This window comes from Mesomycoplasma lagogenitalium, assembly GCF_029854295.1.
Taxonomy (GTDB): Bacteria; Bacillota_I; Bacilli_A; order Mycoplasmatales; family Metamycoplasmataceae; genus Mesomycoplasma_A; species Mesomycoplasma_A lagogenitalium.
The window spans coordinates 547,864-567,907 of record NZ_CP122979.1; the positions used below are offsets into that span (position 1 = coordinate 547,864).

Annotated in this window: 8 protein-coding genes and 1 other RNA gene; 5 read left to right on the top strand and 4 right to left on the bottom strand. The window is 25.4% G+C overall.

Annotation, left to right across the window (positions count from 1 at the left end; genetic code table 4):
- Positions 1-4 precede the first annotated feature (4 nt).
- On the bottom strand, positions 5-9,970 hold the full coding sequence (locus tag QEG99_RS02280) for a hypothetical protein (RefSeq protein WP_280101586.1): 9,966 nt from the start codon (positions 9,968-9,970) through the stop codon (positions 5-7).
- A gap of 228 nt (positions 9,971-10,198) precedes the next feature.
- Here QEG99_RS02280 and rnpB point away from each other — a divergent pair.
- Positions 10,199-10,483, top strand: an RNA gene (gene rnpB, locus QEG99_RS02285) — RNase P RNA component class B.
- Positions 10,484-10,527: 44 nt separating this feature from the next.
- On the opposite strand, the gene QEG99_RS02290 is transcribed toward rnpB, so the two are convergent.
- From QEG99_RS02290 to nadE, 3 genes are all read right to left on the bottom strand, one after another.
- A complete protein-coding gene (locus QEG99_RS02290) occupies positions 10,528-13,578 on the bottom strand; it encodes a fibronectin type III domain-containing protein (protein ID WP_280101587.1) in 3,051 nt (1,016 codons plus the stop codon).
- 52 nt (positions 13,579-13,630) lie between these two features.
- On the bottom strand, positions 13,631-16,285 hold the full coding sequence (locus QEG99_RS02295) for a hypothetical protein (protein ID WP_280101588.1): 2,655 nt from the start codon (positions 16,283-16,285) through the stop codon (positions 13,631-13,633).
- A gap of 228 nt (positions 16,286-16,513) precedes the next feature.
- A complete protein-coding gene (nadE, locus tag QEG99_RS02300; protein ID WP_280101589.1) occupies positions 16,514-17,242 on the bottom strand; it encodes an NAD(+) synthase in 729 nt (242 codons plus the stop codon).
- Between the two features lie 136 nt (positions 17,243-17,378).
- Here nadE and QEG99_RS02305 point away from each other — a divergent pair, with 136 nt between their 5' ends.
- The 4 genes from QEG99_RS02305 to QEG99_RS02320 all read left to right on the top strand — a co-directional run bounded on the left by QEG99_RS02305 (position 17,379) and on the right by QEG99_RS02320 (position 20,041).
- Positions 17,379-17,933, top strand: coding sequence for a hypothetical protein (locus QEG99_RS02305; protein ID WP_280101590.1), 555 nt, complete (start codon positions 17,379-17,381; stop codon positions 17,931-17,933).
- Between the two features lie 206 nt (positions 17,934-18,139).
- Positions 18,140-18,724, top strand: coding sequence for a hypothetical protein (locus tag QEG99_RS02310; protein WP_280101591.1), 585 nt, complete (start codon positions 18,140-18,142; stop codon positions 18,722-18,724).
- A gap of 235 nt (positions 18,725-18,959) precedes the next feature.
- Positions 18,960-19,718 (top strand): DNA-processing protein DprA, encoded by a 759-nt coding sequence (locus QEG99_RS02315; protein WP_280101592.1) that lies wholly within the window; start codon positions 18,960-18,962, stop codon positions 19,716-19,718.
- The gene (locus QEG99_RS02320; protein ID WP_280101593.1) at positions 19,718-20,041 is read left to right on the top strand and encodes an Mbov_0395 family pilin-like conjugal transfer protein; all 324 of its coding nucleotides are present in this window, start codon (positions 19,718-19,720) and stop codon (positions 20,039-20,041) included. Before QEG99_RS02315 ends, QEG99_RS02320 begins: the two co-directional genes overlap by 1 nt.
- Positions 20,042-20,044 lie beyond the last annotated feature (3 nt).

Here is a 20,044-nt window from a genome sequence, read left to right on the forward strand (position 1 = left end):
TCCCTTATTTTGTGTAAGTTATTTCTGAATATGCTAAATTTAAATCATATCAGTTGAAAAAGTAAATAAAATCTGCCCTTTGAGTTATATCGTTTGAATAAGGGGTTCCAAATACTCCTACAAATCTTAATTTTTCACCATTTTTTGGTTTTTGACTATCTGGTATAGAATTGGTTTTTAAATTAAATCTTAATCCTATTCCAGTAACATCTCTTCCATTTCCTTTATTGGCGAATCCATTTTGGAAAATATCTAATCCCTTACCATCTTTACCACCAAAAATATAAAGATCTCCCTCTTCATTTATAAACATTGTAAATAATTGTATTGGCGGTGCTGAATATCATCTACTTCCATCATCTCTACTTGAAGTAGGAGTTTTAATAATAACAGTATAATCTCCAGTTACATTATCGTATTGAGTAGTCAAGAGCCCAAAGGCTTGTTGGTCAACAACACCATTATCATTTCTAATTACAGGTGCCAGTCCTAACTCTCATCTTTTATTAATTCCACTAGTTATATAACGATAGTCAGAACCTAAAAAGTTTTTACCTTCTCCTGTAACACTTTGTGATGCATATGTTTCTCAAGTTTTATTTGTTCTTCTTGCAAATAATGGTTTTTGATTTTTGATTATAAATAAATCTAAATCTAATTTAAGAATTTTAGCTGTTAAAAAGTTAGTTTTTCCAGCTGTTATATGAATTTTTAAATCGGCATAATTTTGATCTGAAGCATTTCTTTTTATATAAACAATATCTCTTTTTAAATATTCAGAAACATTTAATCAATCACTTGAATTAGTAAATTTTCATTGTGTTATATTAGGCGCTAATAATTCTATTCTAGTTCCTGTATTATCTCCGTACATTCTTGAAGCTTTTTCATTTGGATCAGGAAGTGAATAACCATCTTCTCATTTTGTCAATTTATCATATTTATCATAAATAGGATCGCCTCTTTTTGGAACTTTATTATTGTAAGCAATTCCTCAATTTTCTAATGGATCGGTGTTTTCTAATGTAGTATTAGTTTTTCCACGCCCTCCACCAATACCTTTTAAATTTAAAAGTCCTCTTTTAGCAAGAACTTGGAAATTAATTGAATTATTTGATGCATTTTGAATTTGCCGATTATTACCAAAACCACCAAATTCAGTTCCGAAGTTAGTTAAAATTCGTTTTGGATCATAAACTTTAATTCTTCATTCAAAATCAAATCCTGTTGAAATAATTCCATTTACTGAATCAATTAAATAATCTTCTTGTGTTACTAATTTTAAAGCATTACTGTTGTTTAATTGAACACTAACATCACCAGAAACTTTTACAGTTCCAACACTTTCTACTGAATTTGTTTTACTTAAATTATCAAAGTAAGTAAATTTTTTTATTTCAAGATAATTATCAATAGCTAATCATTTTTTAGCATCACCTTTAATATCAAAAAAGACATTGGTTTTTCCTTGTTGTTCATCTCTTTCAAATCGGCGATTAACAAAATTAATATCAGTTACTTTTGATTTACTATTTGAATTGTTTCTATTATTAAATAAATCAAAAGTTCAGTCATTAATTAAGTTAGTATTAACGATATTTTGTGGATCGTTAAATGATAATTTAACAGTTGATAAATAACTATTTTCAAAACCTTCAGGGTTTGTTGTTTTAACAATTTCTACTGAATGAACTTGTGGTTGTTTTACTTTAGTTTCAAAATAAATAGAATCGGGAGCAATGCTGTTAATCAATGGAGAAATGCTATAGTCAATAGCATTTGAATCTGGTTCTGAAACTAAATCTAATATTTCATATTTTTTAGAATCACTTATTTCTGGAGAATTTAAAGTAAATTCAACAACCGGTAGATCATTTTCAAGTGTAATAACTGATGCTGAATTACTGATTTTTTCAGCACCGTTATTAGTTGCATTTACTTCTCTATATTTCAGTTTTACTTGTTTAGTATTTAAATATTTATCTTTATTAGCAAAAGTAATTTTTACTTTTGAACTAGTTATTGTAAATTCTTTTTGCTCAATTTTTACTATTGATGCACTATTTCCTAATGTAGTAAAAGTTTTTTGACTTTCAGCAGTATCGGAAAAATTCAGTGTTTTTCCATCAATTGAAACAGAATTTATTGTATAAGATGTTTCTTTAGCTAAATTACGAGCAACAAAGGTAAAACTTTGATTTCCCTCAATTGTTGAAGTAAATGTTTCTTGAATATTATTAATAGTAACGGAAACTTGTTTAGAAACATTTCTTTTGCCATCATAATCTTTTAATGTTAATGTTATAACAGCAAATTCTTCATCAGGATTTGCTGAAATTTCATTAACAATTGAATAAGAATTAAATATTTTATTAATATTAGAATCTATAGTAATAGTCGAAGCACTTTGTCCTGGCGATGGATTAACATTTACCATTGATTGGACAATGTATTTTTCTCCATCTTTAATACTATTAGTTAAATCAAATGTCGCACTACCATTATTGACAGTAGCACTAGCTTTTAGCATCATTCCCGTTGGTTGATTTCGATTATTTAATAATTGATAGTTTAATTCTACTTGCCGATTATTCATATAAATATCTCTTGGTAAAAAACTCGCTTTTACTATTACTGCATTATTTTCGTTTGCCTTACTTGGGCCATTAACAGTAAATTGTAAATTATTAATATAAGAAGTTTCTCCAATAGTTTTAAATTTATTTTCTAATTCAGTAACATTTGCTTTTCAATCATATAAAACTGAGTCAAAATTTAAATTTAAGATTTTATACTCTTGCTCTTTTTCTAAATTATCTAAATTAAATTCAATCGATTTATCTGTACTATTAAATGTTGCATTAGAGGCGAATGATAAAAGCGAGCTTGCATCATTAATTTTAGAAATATTAATAATTGCACTTTTATTATTTAAATGGGATACATCTCCACTTAAAAATACTTTTACTGTTGCACTTGTTTCATGCACATTAGATACTTCAAATCTTTCTATAACTGATTTGGTATAAAATTCTTTTTTAACAGATGGATTAAAAGTTGCACTTCCTGCAGTTCTTGCTGGTGTATTGCCACTTAAAGTAAATCCGTCAAAATTTAATGCTTTAATTGTATAACTTGTTGATTCATTTAAATTATCAATAGTAAATTCAATTTTTTGAGAATTAGCATCAACTTTTAAATTATTAATAGTTTTTTGAGAACTTAAATTATTTGTAGGGGCATAAGTGACTGATAAAGTTCCATCGGTTCTAGCAATATTTTCGTTGGCTGGAACAAGAGAAATTAATACTTTAACACGATTTTTTTCAATTTGAGTATATTCAATTTGAGAAACTGTTACTTTATTTCCTTGAGTATTAAATCTTGGTGTAATTTCAGGACCATCTTGATTTCTTAATCTAATTACTTTTGATTGTAATACATTTTTTGATTGAATGGTGGAATTAGCAATTTCATATCTTGCTTGTTTTTGCAATAAAGTACGGTATTTAACACGATAAACATTACCCGATTGATTATTAGATTGCAATTTAGTTACTTGTTCAGCATTAAATTCTTCATATCTAGTGGAAATTAAGTTAAATAAACCAATTTTAATATCAGACAATGGTAAAGTAGTTAAATCAACTTGCGAACTATAAGTTGCATAAATTGTAGCATTAAAGCCATTTTCTACCTCATCATTAAGAGCATTACCTGGATCAACATAATAATCTAATACAGAAGCGGGTGTTGTAAATTGTTTTTCAGCTTGAGTTATGGAATTTGCAAAAAGAATATTAACATTTCCTTCTTGCATAGGATCAACCATTGTAACTTCTTCAATTTCATAGAGCGAACCAGGAACTAGTCCTTTAAAATTAGCTTCTGTTGTTTGTAAATCATTAGTAAAGGAGGAAGATAAAATTTTATTAATATTGGAACTGGAAGGATTAGAAACGGATGAATTATAAATTGCTTCTCCTGTATTTTGATCGACATAACCTTGTAATTCAAATTGAATTGATGAAGCTCTAACAACAATATTACGGCTATTTTTTAGTGAAACAGTAATTGAATCAGTATGTGCAGTTGTAAATCCTGGCTCAATTTTTTTATATTTTAATTTTAATGATTTATTATTCATAAATGCATCAACTGTTGAATCAAAATTTAATGTAACTAACATTCTATATTTTTCATCATCTAATCATCTATAAACAATTGAGGTAATAGTTGCAGTAGCAGGAACAGTTCTAAAGGATTTTTGTGATTCACTAATTGAAGTATTAAAATCTAAATAAGAAGCGGTTGGACGATCAATAGAAATACCTAAAATTGTATAAGGAACATCTTTAATTAAATTGGTTAAATTAAATTTAACATTATTAGAACCATCAATAAAATTTGCACTTTCTTGTTGCGATAAAGTGTTTGTTTCTAAATTTAAATAACTAATATAGGCTTTTTTAGTTAATAATGTAGTATCTTGTGATTCTAAATTTACCGACACAGTCAAGGCATTTTCGCTTTGATTTTCAAAACTAAGACTTTGAACAATTGAAGCAGTAGAAAACTGTTTTGTTAAATTATTTTTAATTAATATTGTTGTATTATTATCAGCATTTTCATCAGCGTTTAGTTCAAAACTATCAATTGTATATGTTCGACCAAATTCTAAAGTTGAGCCATTAGTTATAGCACTATTATTGATGCTAAAATATGCAACTCCTTGTGAATTTATTGTAAATTCTTTAGTTATAAAAGTTTTTGAATCTCCAGAAAAATTCATTTTTATTTTTTTATTTAATAAATATCAATCGGTAATTGGATTAAATACCACTTCCATATCAATTTGATCTTTTGCTGAATTAATAATTCTAATATCTTCGATAGTCGCCTTTTTAGCTGTTGTTTTAAATGTTCTAGTTGATGGATTAGTTAAACTACTATTAAATTGAACATTAATTCCATCAATTACAACACTATCAAGTATGTAGTTATTTAATTTACTTAATCCAGTAGTAATACTAAATGAAACTGAATTATTATTAATATCAACTGCTGAAGTATAAACGTTTTGAATTTGAGTTTCTTTTGAAACTAAATAAATTCTTGCTCTTTTATTATTTAATGAATTTAAATCATCATTAAAAGTAATTTTAATACCAATTTGATTATCGCTTGCATCTGAATTAGGAACAGTAAATTGTACATTAGAAACAACCGGTAAAGTAGCAAATGTTTTTTCAACACTTGGTTGCATTTGAACATTAATATTATCAATATTAACAGAATCAATTTCAAAAACATCACCTTCAGGTAAATTAGTTAAACTAAAAATTGCCGAATTAGAATCAGGGTTGATTAGCACTTTGTCGCTTGTAATTAATTGCGAAGGTTGTTTTTTATTTTTATAAGTAATTGATGCTTGTTTATTTGCTAAAAATGCATCAGTAATTCTGTTAAAACTAACAGCTAAATCTAATGAGGAAGTTGTTTTTGTATTAGCTATAGAATTGATAGAAACAACGGTTGCACTTGTAGCAAAGGTGGTAAATTCTTTAACTCTTTCAGTACTATTTTCTTGAACAAGTGCAGGATTATTAAATGCACCACTTAATAAAATTTCTTGATAATTATTTGTATTATCCTTTTGAATTTGAAGATCTTGGAAAATGTATTTAGTAACTTTTTCTAAATTAGTTAAATTAAATGTTGCTTGATTATCTACTATAGTAGCTGTTGCTGTTTTAATTGTTCCATTAAATTCAGAAGCAAATTTAATAATTGCAACTTTATTATTAAAGCTATTTTCTAATTCTTGATTATCATTTTTAAATTCCACTTTAACAGTTGCACTATTTTCTGTTATATTACTTAATTTAATTTTATCAATTACTCCTAAAGTTGTAAAAGTAATTTCATTATTTAAAGGAATAACTTTTTGATTATTTATATTTTTGTTAAATGATAAACTAGCTTTAATAATTGTTCCTTCAGGTAAATCATTTAAATTAAAGCTAGCGGTTAATTTCCCGAATTTATTTTCGATAGTTGAATTAACATTTGTAATTTCACTTTCAGTATCATTTTTACTACTACTTAAAAGTAAATCAACACTTTCATTAACTAAAAAATAATCGCTATCAGAAAAAGTAAAGGAAACTTTAGCACTATTTTGAGTTATTTGAATAGCCTCTTTTGTAGCGATAGATACAGAACCTAAAGGAGTAGAAAATTCTTTATTAACTGAACTATTAATTAAAACATCTTCATAAATTCCGTTTCCCAACTGCACTTTAATAGAAGAAATTTGGTAATCACTATATTTTTCTAAATCATTAACATTAAATTCAATTGTTTTATTTGCTATTGCAGAAGATAAATTATTTGACTGAGAATTAATTTCGTTAGTAATTAAAGTTTTTTTATTAGTTAAAGAAATTAAAACACTTTTATTATCATATAAGTTTTTATCATCTTTGAATTTAATTGTTATTTTAGCACTTGAATGACTTATTTCAGAAAATTTAATGTCACTAACTTCTGGTTTAGTATAAATTGCATTATATTCATTATTTTTTTGACTCAGAGATTGATCGAAAGTAATAAAAGTAGAATTATTTGCTAAATTGTTTGTTGAAAATTCAACAAAATATTTTGTTCCTGGCTGTAAATTATCAATATTAAATCTTAAATATCCGTTTTGATCAACAGTTGCATTTTGACTTTTTACTTCTCTTTTTCTAATTACATCTGCATTATTTTCACTTTCGTTTTCTAATACATAAATACTTGCAATTACTTCTTGACCATTCATAAACGAATCGACTGCTGAATTAAAATTAGCTTCTAATAAAACGGATGTATGACTATTGTTAATTTGTTGGAAATTAATAATTGTTGCTTTTTGACTAGTTGTTTTAAAATAAGCGGAAGATGAATCGAAAATATTTTCAGCCAATTTAATAGGTTGATTATTTAATAATATGTTTTCAAATTTATAAGTTGTCGCTTTTTCTAAACCATCTCATTTAAAGTTAATAACAAAAGAATAAACTTTATCATTACCAATCATTTGTTCAGTTGTATAAAATTCTTGCCCTTTAGTAATTGTAGTAGAAAAAGTACTATTTATTCCATTATTAGAAGTATAGTAAAGAGTAACTGGAATTGTATTTGGCAAGTCATTTAAAGCATTTTTATCAAAAGAATTAATGGTAAATGTTGGATAAACATAAGTATCAGCGTGATTAGTGAATTTAACTTGATTAATCACATATTTTGTATAAAATGATAGTTTTTCTTTAACTTTTTCAGAAAAATTAAAATCGTAGTTCTCTTCTGAAATTGCTTCAATATTGGTAATTTGGTAGTTTGATGATTCTTTTAAATTATTTAATTTATAATTAATTTCTCCGTTTTCATCAATAGTTGTAATAAAACTTTTTTCTGAATTTTCTACAGCTATTTGATTTCCATTTACTGGTGCATTTAAAGCGGGAGTAATAATTTTTTCTTGATAAGTTACTTTTACTTGTTTTCCTATTAAAACTAAATCAGTTGCTAAATCGAATCCTAATCTAATATTTGCACTATTGTGTGAAATATTATCGATTGTAGCACTTTGAACTTCAAAATTATTAGTTAAAGTTGTAAAACCGTTATCTGATCTTAATAAAAGATCGTCTTTATAAAATAAATTTGTTTCTCTAAATGGTTGAATATCAATAATTTTATAACTTGCTCCTTTTTGCAAATTATTTAATTGAAATTCAACACTTTTATCAGAAATTTGTATTAACTCTGTAGATGATGCAGGAATTTGTAAATTCGTTGCTTGATAAAATAATTTTAAGTATCTGTCTTTTTCTAAACATTTTTGATCGTAAGAACAATCATTTTTATCAGTAGTAAAAAAGTTTGCATCATCAAAAAAATCTATTTTTACTTTTGCGCTTGTTTGCCCAATTTCTGAATAACTAATAGATTTTATTCTGGCATAAGTTAAAAATAATTTATCAACTAATTCAGGAGTTGTAATTAAAAAATTAACACCAGTTGATTGCTGTAATTCTTTATCTTCAAATTCAATTGAATGTAAAACATACATAGTACCAGGATCTAAAGGGGTTGTTGATTTAAATTCATTTGTTTTATCTTGATCATTTGGATTATTAATAACTAAATCGCCTCCTAAATTAAATGATACGGAGTTATTTTCCGCTTTTGCAACGGCAGTAAAAATACCTTTAGTTTCATCTCCTTTAACTAATGTTTTTATATATTCATCGTTTGTGGAAGAAGTTTTAGATACTAATTCAGGTGAGGTTTTTATATATTTTAAAATTAAATTTTTGCCATTAATAAATTTATTTGCAGGACTAAAAACAAATTTCATTGATGCTGAATTGTGATCACTTTTAATTTTTCCTTGTAAAAATAGTTCAGCAACTCCGATAGGAGTTTGGAATTTTCTAGCACTTTCATCAATTGTATCACTTGAAAAACTTAAAATTTCCTCTTTAAGTGGGCTATTTTGTTTTCAAATTTTAATATTATTGATAGTATATGAAAAACCTTGATTTAATCCGTTGAATTTTAAAGTAGCAATATAAACATCATTTGTTCCTGGTTTTAATTTTAATTGCACTTCAGGTACACTATGATCTGGAGTTGGATAAATATCTAACGAAACTTTAGAATTAGCAATATCGTCTTTATTATCTTGATTGATAATTTCAATGTCAACAGTTGCTCCTTCACTATGAATATCCCTTATTTCTAAATGACTTACTCCAACTTTTGTTTTAATTAAAAAATCTTCCTCTTTAATTCCTTCTCTTCAAGTTACATCAGCATCTTCAACTTTAGCAGATATGATTTCATAAATGCTTCCTGATTGAAGTTTATGATTGGTTTTTTCACTTAATTCAAAGTTAGAAATACTTCCTTCTAGTTGGGATTCAACTGTTAAAATTTCATCTGTTCCTTTGAGTTTATATTCTAAAATTGCTTTTTTGCCAGTTAAAAGATCTTCCAGTGATTCTCCCGATCTTTTAGTAAATACGACAGAAATATTAACACTATTAGTTTCTAAATTTATTTTTTGAATATTAGAAGCAAATAAAGGTATTTTTGGTGTTAAAAGCCCTTGTTCACCTGTGAATGCATCTTTATTAATTCTTTCATCTCAAGGAATTTCTACTGATTTTGATGTTAAAATTCCATTATTTTTATTATCATCAATATATGAAACACTTTCAATCATATAATTTCTTGAAGGCTGTAAATTTTTTAATACAAAAGTCGATTCGCCTTTATCAATAATTGCTTGTTCACTTATTGTTTGACCTGTTTTTACTAAATTATTATTACCATCATCTGCTAAATAATAATATTTAATTTCTGCTTTTTTACTTTCAAGCGATTTAACATTATCTGCGAATTTAACTTTAACTTCTTTTTCTGAAGGAGTTAAAGTTTTAAATTCAAATGCTAAAACATTTGCTTTTGTGGAAACAAATGCTTTTTCTTCATTAAGTACTTTAAATTTTTTCTTTTCGTCTTTAGAATTAAATTGAATTTTATATTTTTCACCAGCTTTTAATTTATTAACTAAATCTGATTGGAATTCTCATTTTCTTAATCCTGCTATATATCTTGCAAATCCAGTTTGAACAACTTTTTCCTCTTCACTATTTGGATTTTCTAAAAGTGAAACACTAATTTCTTTCTTTTCTAGTTCAAATGAATGCGAATCACTAAATTCAAATGAAAAATTTACAGATGTATCTGTAGTTTTATCATTATCTTGGCTAATGTCTAAAATATCGTAATACTGAATTGTTTTTCAATTACGCAAAATAAACGGAATGATAGTTGAAGCTCCGATTGTTGCTCCCGTTACTCCTAAAGTTATTATTGCTAATAATTTTTTAAATCTCTTATTTTTTTCTCTTGCCATATTCATCCCTTTCAATATTTGAAAAAATTATAAACGATAGCAAAAAATATAAAATACCCCTATGATGAAATCGCGAAAAAACCTTTTTTTTTTTTTTTGGGAAAAATATTCGATTTTCTTCTGTTTTTTCAAAAATATGATATGAAACACTTTATTGAAAGTTTATTTTTAACTAGAAATTAATAAAAAATAAATTAAAAATAAATCATTTATATGATAAAATAAAAATACATCGGTCAATTGCTATTTGAAAAAATAGAGGAAAGTCCGCGCTAGCACTATCTGCGATTGATAGTAGTGTTCATGTTGGATCTAATAAATCCAAGCCCAGACGACTAGTGCCACAGAGACGAGCTTATTAAATTAAGGTGAAACGCGGTAAACTCCATGAGCTAGAAACCCAAATTAAGGTAGGGGAATTTGCTTTTAAAAAATGAATTAAAAGCAAAAGATGTAAAAATCTAGATAAATAATTGACACTTTTTTATAAAGGACAGAACGCGGCTTATAGATGTAAAAAATATCGAGAATTACTCGATATTTTTTTATAAATATTTTTAATTTAAGGTTGTAAATTCTTTATCATTTTCATTTATTAAATTACTAAAAGGAACATTTTCATATAAAGAGGACTGCTTATTAAACATTTCCACTTTTTCAATTTTATATTTTGTTTTTGGATTTAAATTTATTAAATCCAGAATTAATCTACCATGAATATTAGGAATTGAATCTACAGTAAATTCTTGCTCGCCTGCATCAGTAATTGATTTATATGTTAATTTAAATTCTTTTTCATCATATTCATTGGTTGCATCTGCTAAATTAATAATAACTCTTACTTTTTGCTGTTCAATGTTAGAAAATTCAAGTGATTTTATACCATTTTTAGTTGTAAAAATTTTATCTTTTTCAGATACCATAAGATCATTATAAAAAATTTGTGTTACTGAATTAGTTTTATCATTTTTAATTTCTAAACTATCGATTATATACTTTGTACCAATTTCTAAATTATCAAAAGTAAAACTAGCAGTTGATTGTTCGTTGATTATTTCATTTTTAACATCACTGCTAACTATAGAAGAGCCTAATTTACGATATTTTAAAGTTAATGTTGAATTATTAACAAATGCTGAATCAAAATAAATATTAGGATATTTGTTTTCTCGTCATTCGTAATAATTGGGTGCAAATTGCGGATATTTATCTTCGTTTTTATTAATATCTTCCATAATTTTCCGAAATTTATCTTGGTTATTTTGGTTGGCAAACTGGATTGATAAACTTGATTGACTGGTTGTAATAGGATTTGAAATAACTTCTGAAACAATTGCCTTAGATTTGCTATTGAAAACTCTTATTTTTTCTACAAAAATTAAAGGAGAAACATTTAATAGTTCCCCATCATTTTTAGAAGTATTATAGTTTTTTATAATAACCGATTTAATTTTATAAACTTTATTTATTGGAAGTAGATAAAAATTTGGAAAAAGATCAGAAAAATGTCTGTCACGTGTTTCCACAAAATCAAAATGAAAATAAATAGAATTATTTAAAATTGTGGCATTTAATTGATATGGTTTTTCATTTGGATTATCAATATCAACAAGTTCGACTGTTACATTTTTTCTCTCAAACGATAAAGCATCTGAATTAGGAAATGAATTTTTAAAACCTAAAAATAAATAACTAACATTATTATCCGAATTTGTTTCAAAATAAATATTATCCAAAATTCCTTTAGTGGTAAATCTTCTTTTTTCGCCGTTAATATTAGACGAAAATTTTAATTTTAAATTATTTTCTGCAACATTTTTACTTGGATCTTTATCTAAAAAGACTTCATTTACAACATATGTTGTTCCGCCTTGTAGATTATCGATTAAAAATTCAGCAAAAATTCGCCCATTTTCATTTTTAATTTCTATTCCTTCTTGTTTATTAGGATTTTCATTATTTGGATAAGTTTCTAACTGATTATTTATTAACTTTGAAAAATTAATTCTTGCTTTTCTCCCTACTAAAAATTGCTTGCTAGAATCAAAATCAACAATTGCTTTAATACTTGTTTCACCGATTGAATTTCTATCAAATTCAATATTAGTTATTAATGCATCCAATGTATCATAAATTATTGGAACAAAGTGCTTTTGATTTTCATCGAATGTATCTTTGTATAAAAATGAAGTTGTACTTTTATTATCTAAATTTTCTAATTTTCCAATTTCTAAAATTGAATAGTTAACTAATCCTTGTAAGCCAGTTAAATTAAAACGAGCAAAATTTCCAACTGCTAATTCGCTAACTGTTTTAATTTGATCATTACTTTCGTTTTCTGCTTTATATTTTAAATAAATAGTCTGATTATTTTCAGTAGCTAAATCATCTTTAAATTTAACTGTTATAAATGCTGATTTTTCTACTTCTGTATCAACTTTAATACTTTCAACAACAGCTCTTGTTGAAAAAACTCATTGATCTTGGATATTTTGCGGAACAACCGCTTGAACAATTTCTGAATTTTCTAAATTACCTAACGAAGAAGTTTTAATAATTTCATATGAAGTTCCTGGAATTAAATTATCAATGTTAACTGTAGTTTTATATGTTTCAACTTCATTATTTAAATTATTTTCAATCACTTTAGTTATTTGCACTTTATTTAAAACATTAAGATTTTTATAGCTATATGAACCATCACTATTTTTTTCTCTTTGAGCATAATAAATGTTAATAAATTTATTTTCTACATCTTGATCTTCGTTATTTCAATATAAATCTAATGTAGTAGATGTTTCGTTTCGACTAACAACATTAATTTTTTGTAATTCAGTTCTGGCAATGGCGGTACGAAATTCTGATTTAGCATTTTTATTAATTGCAATTACATCTGTACTTGTAGTAATTTTATCAATATAATAATCAGTATTTCTTTCTAAATTTTCAAATTTAGCTGTTAAAGAAGTAACATTATGTTTATTAGATAATTGATCAACTTCTTCAGTTAAAGTTATTTTTGCTTTTGTAGTTAGTATAACATTGGGATCACTTGCTTTTTTGATTGTAATTTCTACTTCTTGATCGTTTAATTCCTGTCCTTCGTCAGCAAATAGCATTTTAATATCTACTTGTTTTTGATTAAATTGATAATTAATTGTTTTAACTTCTGGTTTGGTGATTATAAATGAAGAGTTTTGGTGAATATCAAAAATATAATTTACTCTATTTAAATCTAAAATTTGAAAAGTGTAAATTTTTCCTGCTTCTAGATTTTTTAAATCAACTGAATAGCTTTTTTTATTTTCATCAAATTTAATTTTTTGAGTATCATAAATTTTTTGTGAAAAGTGCTCTAAAATATTAATATTTAAATCAGGATTATTTTTCAAATTTTCATAAACATTTTCAGACATGGATTCATTATCTAATTTAAAATCAATAGTCGCTCCATTTTTAAATACATTTGAACTTCGAAATTCTTGTACTTTAATAACTTCGCTTTTTTCAAAATCTTTTAGTAAAAGCGGAGTTAAACCAATAGCAATTCCTAAACTTGAACCAAATGTTGCTCCTAAAATCAAACTTTTTTTATTTTTTATTTTCATATTTCTCCTTTATTTTATGCAAGTTTATTTTTAAATACATAAAAGGCAATTATTAATTTGTATCTTTTGTAGAAAATAATAATTTATCTTTAATTAAATCAGAGAAAGTAAAGTTGTATTGTTTACCTGAAGTTGTTTCAATTTTAATAATTTTATATGATGAAGAAGGATTTAAATTATCTAATATATAGTTGATTTCACCATTTTCATTAATGGTTGTAGTAAAACTTTTAGTAAATTCATTAGTATTAGAATTTGAATTATTTAAAATTTCTTGATAAGTAACTTTAACATCTTTATTCACTAAAATTAAATCAGTTGCTAAATTAAAACCTAAATTAACATTAACACTATTATTAGAATTTAAAATTTTACTAATATTTATACTTTGAACCTCAAAATTATTTGCTAATGTACTAAATCCGTTATCTTCCCTTAATAAAAGATCATCTTTGTAAAAGAAATCAGCTTCTCTAAAAGTATGGAGATCAGTAATTTTATAGTCGGTCCCCTTTTGCAAATTAGTCAATTCAAACTCTACACTATCTCTGTAATTATCAACTAAAAACATCCGTGTAGAAACTGGGTTCATCTTCAAATTAGTTGGTTGGTAAAATAGCTTTACAAGTCTTTCATCATAAAAATATAATACATCATAATTTAAAGTAGTTTTATCTACAGAAAGATATTGTGCATCGTCAGAAAAGTATATTTTGACTTTTGCACTTGTTTCAGTAATATCTGAATAAGTTATTGATTTAATTCTAGGCGGAATTAAAAATAACTGATTTGATTGATTTGCAAAAGCCATTGAAAAATTAGCACCATTTAATTCTTGAAAATTTTTGTCTTGAAATTCAATAGAATGTAAAACATACATAGTTCCTGGTTCTAATAAAGGATTTGATCCATTAACATTATTTTCATTTAAATCGCCACCTAAATTAAATGAAACAGAATTATTTTCAGCCTTAGCAACAGCACTAAAAATCCCTCTAGATTCATCTCCTTTAAATAAAGTAGGTCAAAATTTATTCTCATCTACATTTAAAAATACTTTAACTGCATGTTTTGGGGAAGTTTTTACATATTTTAAAACTAAATTTTTGCCATTAATAAATCTGTTATCTAAATCAAAAGTAAATTTCATCGATGCTGAATTATAATTAGTTAAAATTTTTCCTTGTAAATTCATTTCAACTGTTCCGATAGTTGTAGTAAATTGTCTATTCCTTTCACTTATTAACTCATTTGTAAAATCTAAAATTTCTGCTTTAAAAGGATTATCGGGTTTTTTTATTTTTACACTATTAACAGTGTGAGTAAAACCGCGATTTAATCCGTCAATTTTTAAAGAAGCAATATAAACATTATTTGTTCCCGGTTTTAATTTCAACTCGACCTCAGGTATAGAGTAATTAGAGTTTGGAACAATATCTAGTAAAATTTTTGAATCGGCAATATCATCTTTATTATCTTGACTAATAATTTCAATATCAATAGTCGCCCCTTTGCTATGAATATCTTTTATTGTTAAACTATTTACTCCAATTTTTGTTTTTATTAAAAAATCATTTTTATTAATAGTTGGTCTTCATGAAACATTAGCACCTTCCACTTTTACTGAAATAATTTCATAAATACTTCCTGATTGAAGTTTGTGATTATTTTTTTCACTTAATTCAAAATTAGAAACACTTCCATTTAACTGTGATTCGGCTGTAAAAATTTGTTCTGTATCTTTAAGTTTATATTCTAAAATTGCTTTTCTACCAGTGAAAAAATTATCAAGCGATTCGCCTGTATTTTTAGTAAATGAAACTAACACAGTAGCACTATCGGTCTTTAAATCAACTTTTTGAATATTTGATGCATATAAAGGTATTTCAGGAGTTAAAAGTGCTTTTTCACCTGTAAATACATTTTCATTAATTTTTTCATCTCAAGGAATTTCAACTGATTTTGTTGCTGTTAAACCATTACTTTGCTTATTATCAATGTATGATACACTTTCGATAATGTAATTTCTTGATGGTTGTAAATTTTTTAATATAAATATCGATTCTCCATTTCTAATAAGAGAAGGTTCGCTTGTTGTTTGATCAGTTTTTATTAATTTCCCATTTCCATCATCTACTAGAAAATGATATTTAATTTCTGCCATTTTATTTTCTAATGACTTAACATTATCTGCAAATTTAACTTTAACTTCTTTTTCAGAAGGAGATAAAGTTTTAAATTCAAATGCTAAAACATTTGCTTTAGTATAAACAAATGCTTTATCGCTATTAATTATTTTAATTTTTTTCTTTTCATCATCCGAATTAAATTTAATTTTATATTTCTCACCCGCTTTTAATTTATTAACTAAATCTGATTGAAATTCTCATCTTCTTAATCCAGAAATATATTTAGCAAAACCAGTTTGAACCACTTTTTCATCATCGCTATTTGGTTTTTCTAAAATTGAAACACTAATTTGATTTTTTTCTAAATTAAATAAGTGTTTATCGCTAAATTCAAATGAAAAAAATACAGAAGTATCTGTTGTTTTTTCGCTATTTTGACTAATGTCTAGAACATCATAATACTGAATTGTTTTTCAATTACGTCAAATAAATGGAACAATGGTAGTAGACCCAATTGCTGCTCCAGTAAATCCTAAAGTTATTATTGCTAATATTTTTTTAAATCCTCTACTTTTCATCCGCCCTTTTTCTTTCCTTTTAATATTATTAAAATTATAAATAATAATATTTAATATGCTATGGTTTTAAAACTTAATTTTCAAAAACTACTTTTTTTTTTTTTTTTTTTGACAAGTTATTTATTTTTTTGCTTTTATAAAAAAATAATATTTAGCATTAAAAAAGCAAATAATTTAATTAATTTAAAAAAAATTATAAAAAAACATCGAACAATTCTCGATGTTTTTTTATAAAATATCTTCTGGCTTTTTAGGTCTTGGAAGAGGACTTCTTTTATGTTCTGTTATTTTATGTTGCTTTTCTATTAAATTAATAATTTTTTCTGATAATTTACTTTTATCTTTTAAATATTGATCAAAATCATCATAAGTAAATCCTAATTCCTGTTCGTCACTTTGTCCATCTCATAAACCTGCAGTCGGAACTTTTGAAATAATCGATTCAGGAATATTTAATTCTTTAGATAATTGTCTAACTTGATACTTAGTCAATTGAACAATCGGAAGCAAATCAACTCCACCATCGCCATATTTTGTAAAATATCCTAAAAACATTTCAGAAAAATTATCTGTACCCAAAACTAAGTATTTTTTCTCTTGTGCTAACGCATACAAAGTCGTCATTCTTAATCTTGGTTTTATGTTTGCTATTGCCAATTTGTCATTTAAAGGAATTTGTGATAAAAGCATATCATAAGTGGATTTTAAATTAATTTCTATACTTTCAATTTCGAATTTTGAAACTAATTTTTTTATATCATCTTTATCATTTTTCATACTGTTAATTGGTAAAATTACACCTAAAGAATTGTTAGGAAAGGCTTTTTTGGCAATAACTGCAACTAAAGATGAATCTATTCCCCCAGAAAGCCCTACAATAACCCCCTTCATATTGGCTTTTTCAACTTCTTCTTTCAATCATGAAACTAAATAATTAAAATATTTTTTGTAATTCATAGAAAAATTTTAGCATAAATTATTAATAAATTATTTTTTGTTAAATGAATTTCTAGGAAAAATCGCCTGTTTTTCCTAAATTTTTCCTTTTTTTGGCAAAAATCACTAAAAATTGACATTATATATGGAGGACAAAATGGAAAAAAATAATAAAAATAATATTATCGTCTCTGAAAAAGAAGCATTAAAAGGTCTTCGAAAATTTAAAAAAGTTGAGTGAAAAATTTTAGAAAATAGTCAAATAAAATATATAATTATTGGAGAGGGGAGTGAAATGAAAGAAGAGAGAAATAGAAAGAAAAAAATTACACTTGAGCAAGTTTACGATCTTGTTGTAAATATGCAAGTAGTACTTTTGGATGTGCAAAAACAAACAAATGAAAATTCTAAAGATATCAAAATTCTTAAAGATGTTCAGCAAAAACAAGGCGAAGAAATTAAAGAAATCAAAGCCGTTCAAGTGCAACATAATGAGAATATTAAAAAAATAAATATTAGACTAGATAGAATAGAAGAAAACCAAGTGAAACAAGGAGAGGATATTAAGAAAATAAATATTAGACTAGATAAAATAGAAGAAACTCAAGTGAAACAAGGAAAGGATATTAAGGAAATTAAAGAAGATATTAAAATGCTAAAATCCTTTCATAAAGACGATATAAAAAACTATAAAAATAATAAGAATAATTAAGTTGCATCCTTTTTAAAAATAAACTGACTTTCTCAAATTAAGAAGGTCTTTTTTTAATAAAATCCACTGTCTAAGTGTGATTATTTTTTACAAAAGTTTTTATGTGTTTCAACACTAAATTTTTAGGAAAAATCGCCTATTTTTCTTAAATTTTTCCTTTTTTTGGCAAAAATCACTAAAAATTGACATTATATATGGAGGACAAAATGGAAAAAAATAATAAAAATAATATTATCGTCTCTGAAAAAGAAGCATTAAAAGGTCTTCGAAAATTTAAAAAAGTTGAGTGAAAAATTTTAGAAAATAGTCAAATAAAATATATAATTATTGGAGAGGGGAGTGAAATGAAAGAAGAGAGAAATAGAAAGAAAAAAATTACACTTGAACAAGTTTACGATCTTGTTGTAAATATGCAAGTAGTACTTTTGGATGTGCAAAAACAAACAAATGAAAATTCTAAAGATATCAAAATTCTTAAAGATGTTCAGCAAAAACAAGGCGAAGAAATTAAAGAAATTAAAGTCGTTTTAGCACAACACAGCCAAGATATCAAAGAAATCAAAGCTGTTCAAGTGCAACATAATGAGAATATTAAAAAAATAAATATTAGACTAGATAGAATAGAAGAAACCCAAGTAAAACAAGGGGAAGATATTGAGAAAATAAATATTAGATTAGATAGAATAGAAGAAACTCAAGTGAAACAAGGGGAGGATATTAAGGAAATTAAAGAAGATATTAAAATGCTAAAATCCTTTCATAAAGACGATATAAAAAACTATAAAAAGTAGTAATTATAATTAAATTACAACCTTTTTAAAAACATTTAAAATAAATTAACTTCCTTAAAATAAGGAAGTTTTTTTAATAAAATTTTGCGATTAAAATGGGATTGTTCTATTCAAAAGTTATTCATTTTTTTTACTTTTTAGTGGTTATTTTTTAGGAAAAATCGCCTGTTTTTCCTAAATTTTTCTTTTTTTTGACAAAAATGGCAAAAAATTGACATTATATGCGGAGGAAAAAATGGAAACAATACTAATATATTTTGCAATTAAATACCATGGAAATTTCGCAGATATTTTAGATGCATTAAAGCGGCAAGAAAAAATTTCAAATGAAGAAATTTCTAATTTAGAAGAGCAAATAAAAACCAAAAAAATTAACGCAGTAACTATTATGGATGAATTATATCCACAAGAGTTTAAGAATTTAGCAAAACCGCCATTTGTAATATTTTACAAAGGAAATTTAAACTTGCTAAATCAGCAATATAAAATAGCGCTTTCTGGCGATAAAAATAATGAAAGGGTAACAAAGTATTTAAATCAATCACTACCTGAAGTTATTAAAAGACACACTTTAATAACTTGTTATTATAAAAATTTAGATGTACCAATAAATGACTATTTTTTAAAAAATAACGGAAAAATTATTTACATATCAGCTAATGGTTTAAATAATCCTTATTTTGCTAAAAAAGTTGATGTTAATGAAAATATCTTGGTAATTTCTGAATATCCAGAAAATGTAAATTTATCAAAAACAAAATTAAAAAATAGAAATCGCATTGTAGCAGCACTAGCAAGCTCTTTAGTAATTTATTCTTCTAATAGCGATAGTGGAATAATGAATTTAGTGAATAACTTTTTAAATTTAGGAAAAGATATATTTTGCTATCCTGGAGATTTTGAAGAAAATGATGGCAATGCACAATTAATAAAACAAGGAGCAACTTTAATTACTTCAATTAAAGATGTGCACGATGATAAAGGAGGAAGATAGTGGAATTCAAATTATTCGATAGTTCTAGTAACTCACAAGTTATTAATGAATTAGCTCAGCAAACCAATTCAATTGGTTTTATTATTCTATCAGCATTTTCAGGTCTTGTTGGACTTTTATTAATGATAGCAGCAATTTATACTGGAATAAAAATCGTTTATTCCAGTGGAGAAAAAAGAAAAAGTAATATTATTCATTTAATAATTATTTTAGTTATTTTTGTTGTGATTGTAATAATATTTGCAATCGGTGTTAATTTTGCAGTCGATATTACCACAAGGGCAGCAAGTAATTCTGGACAAATTTCAAGTTCAATAAATTAAAAT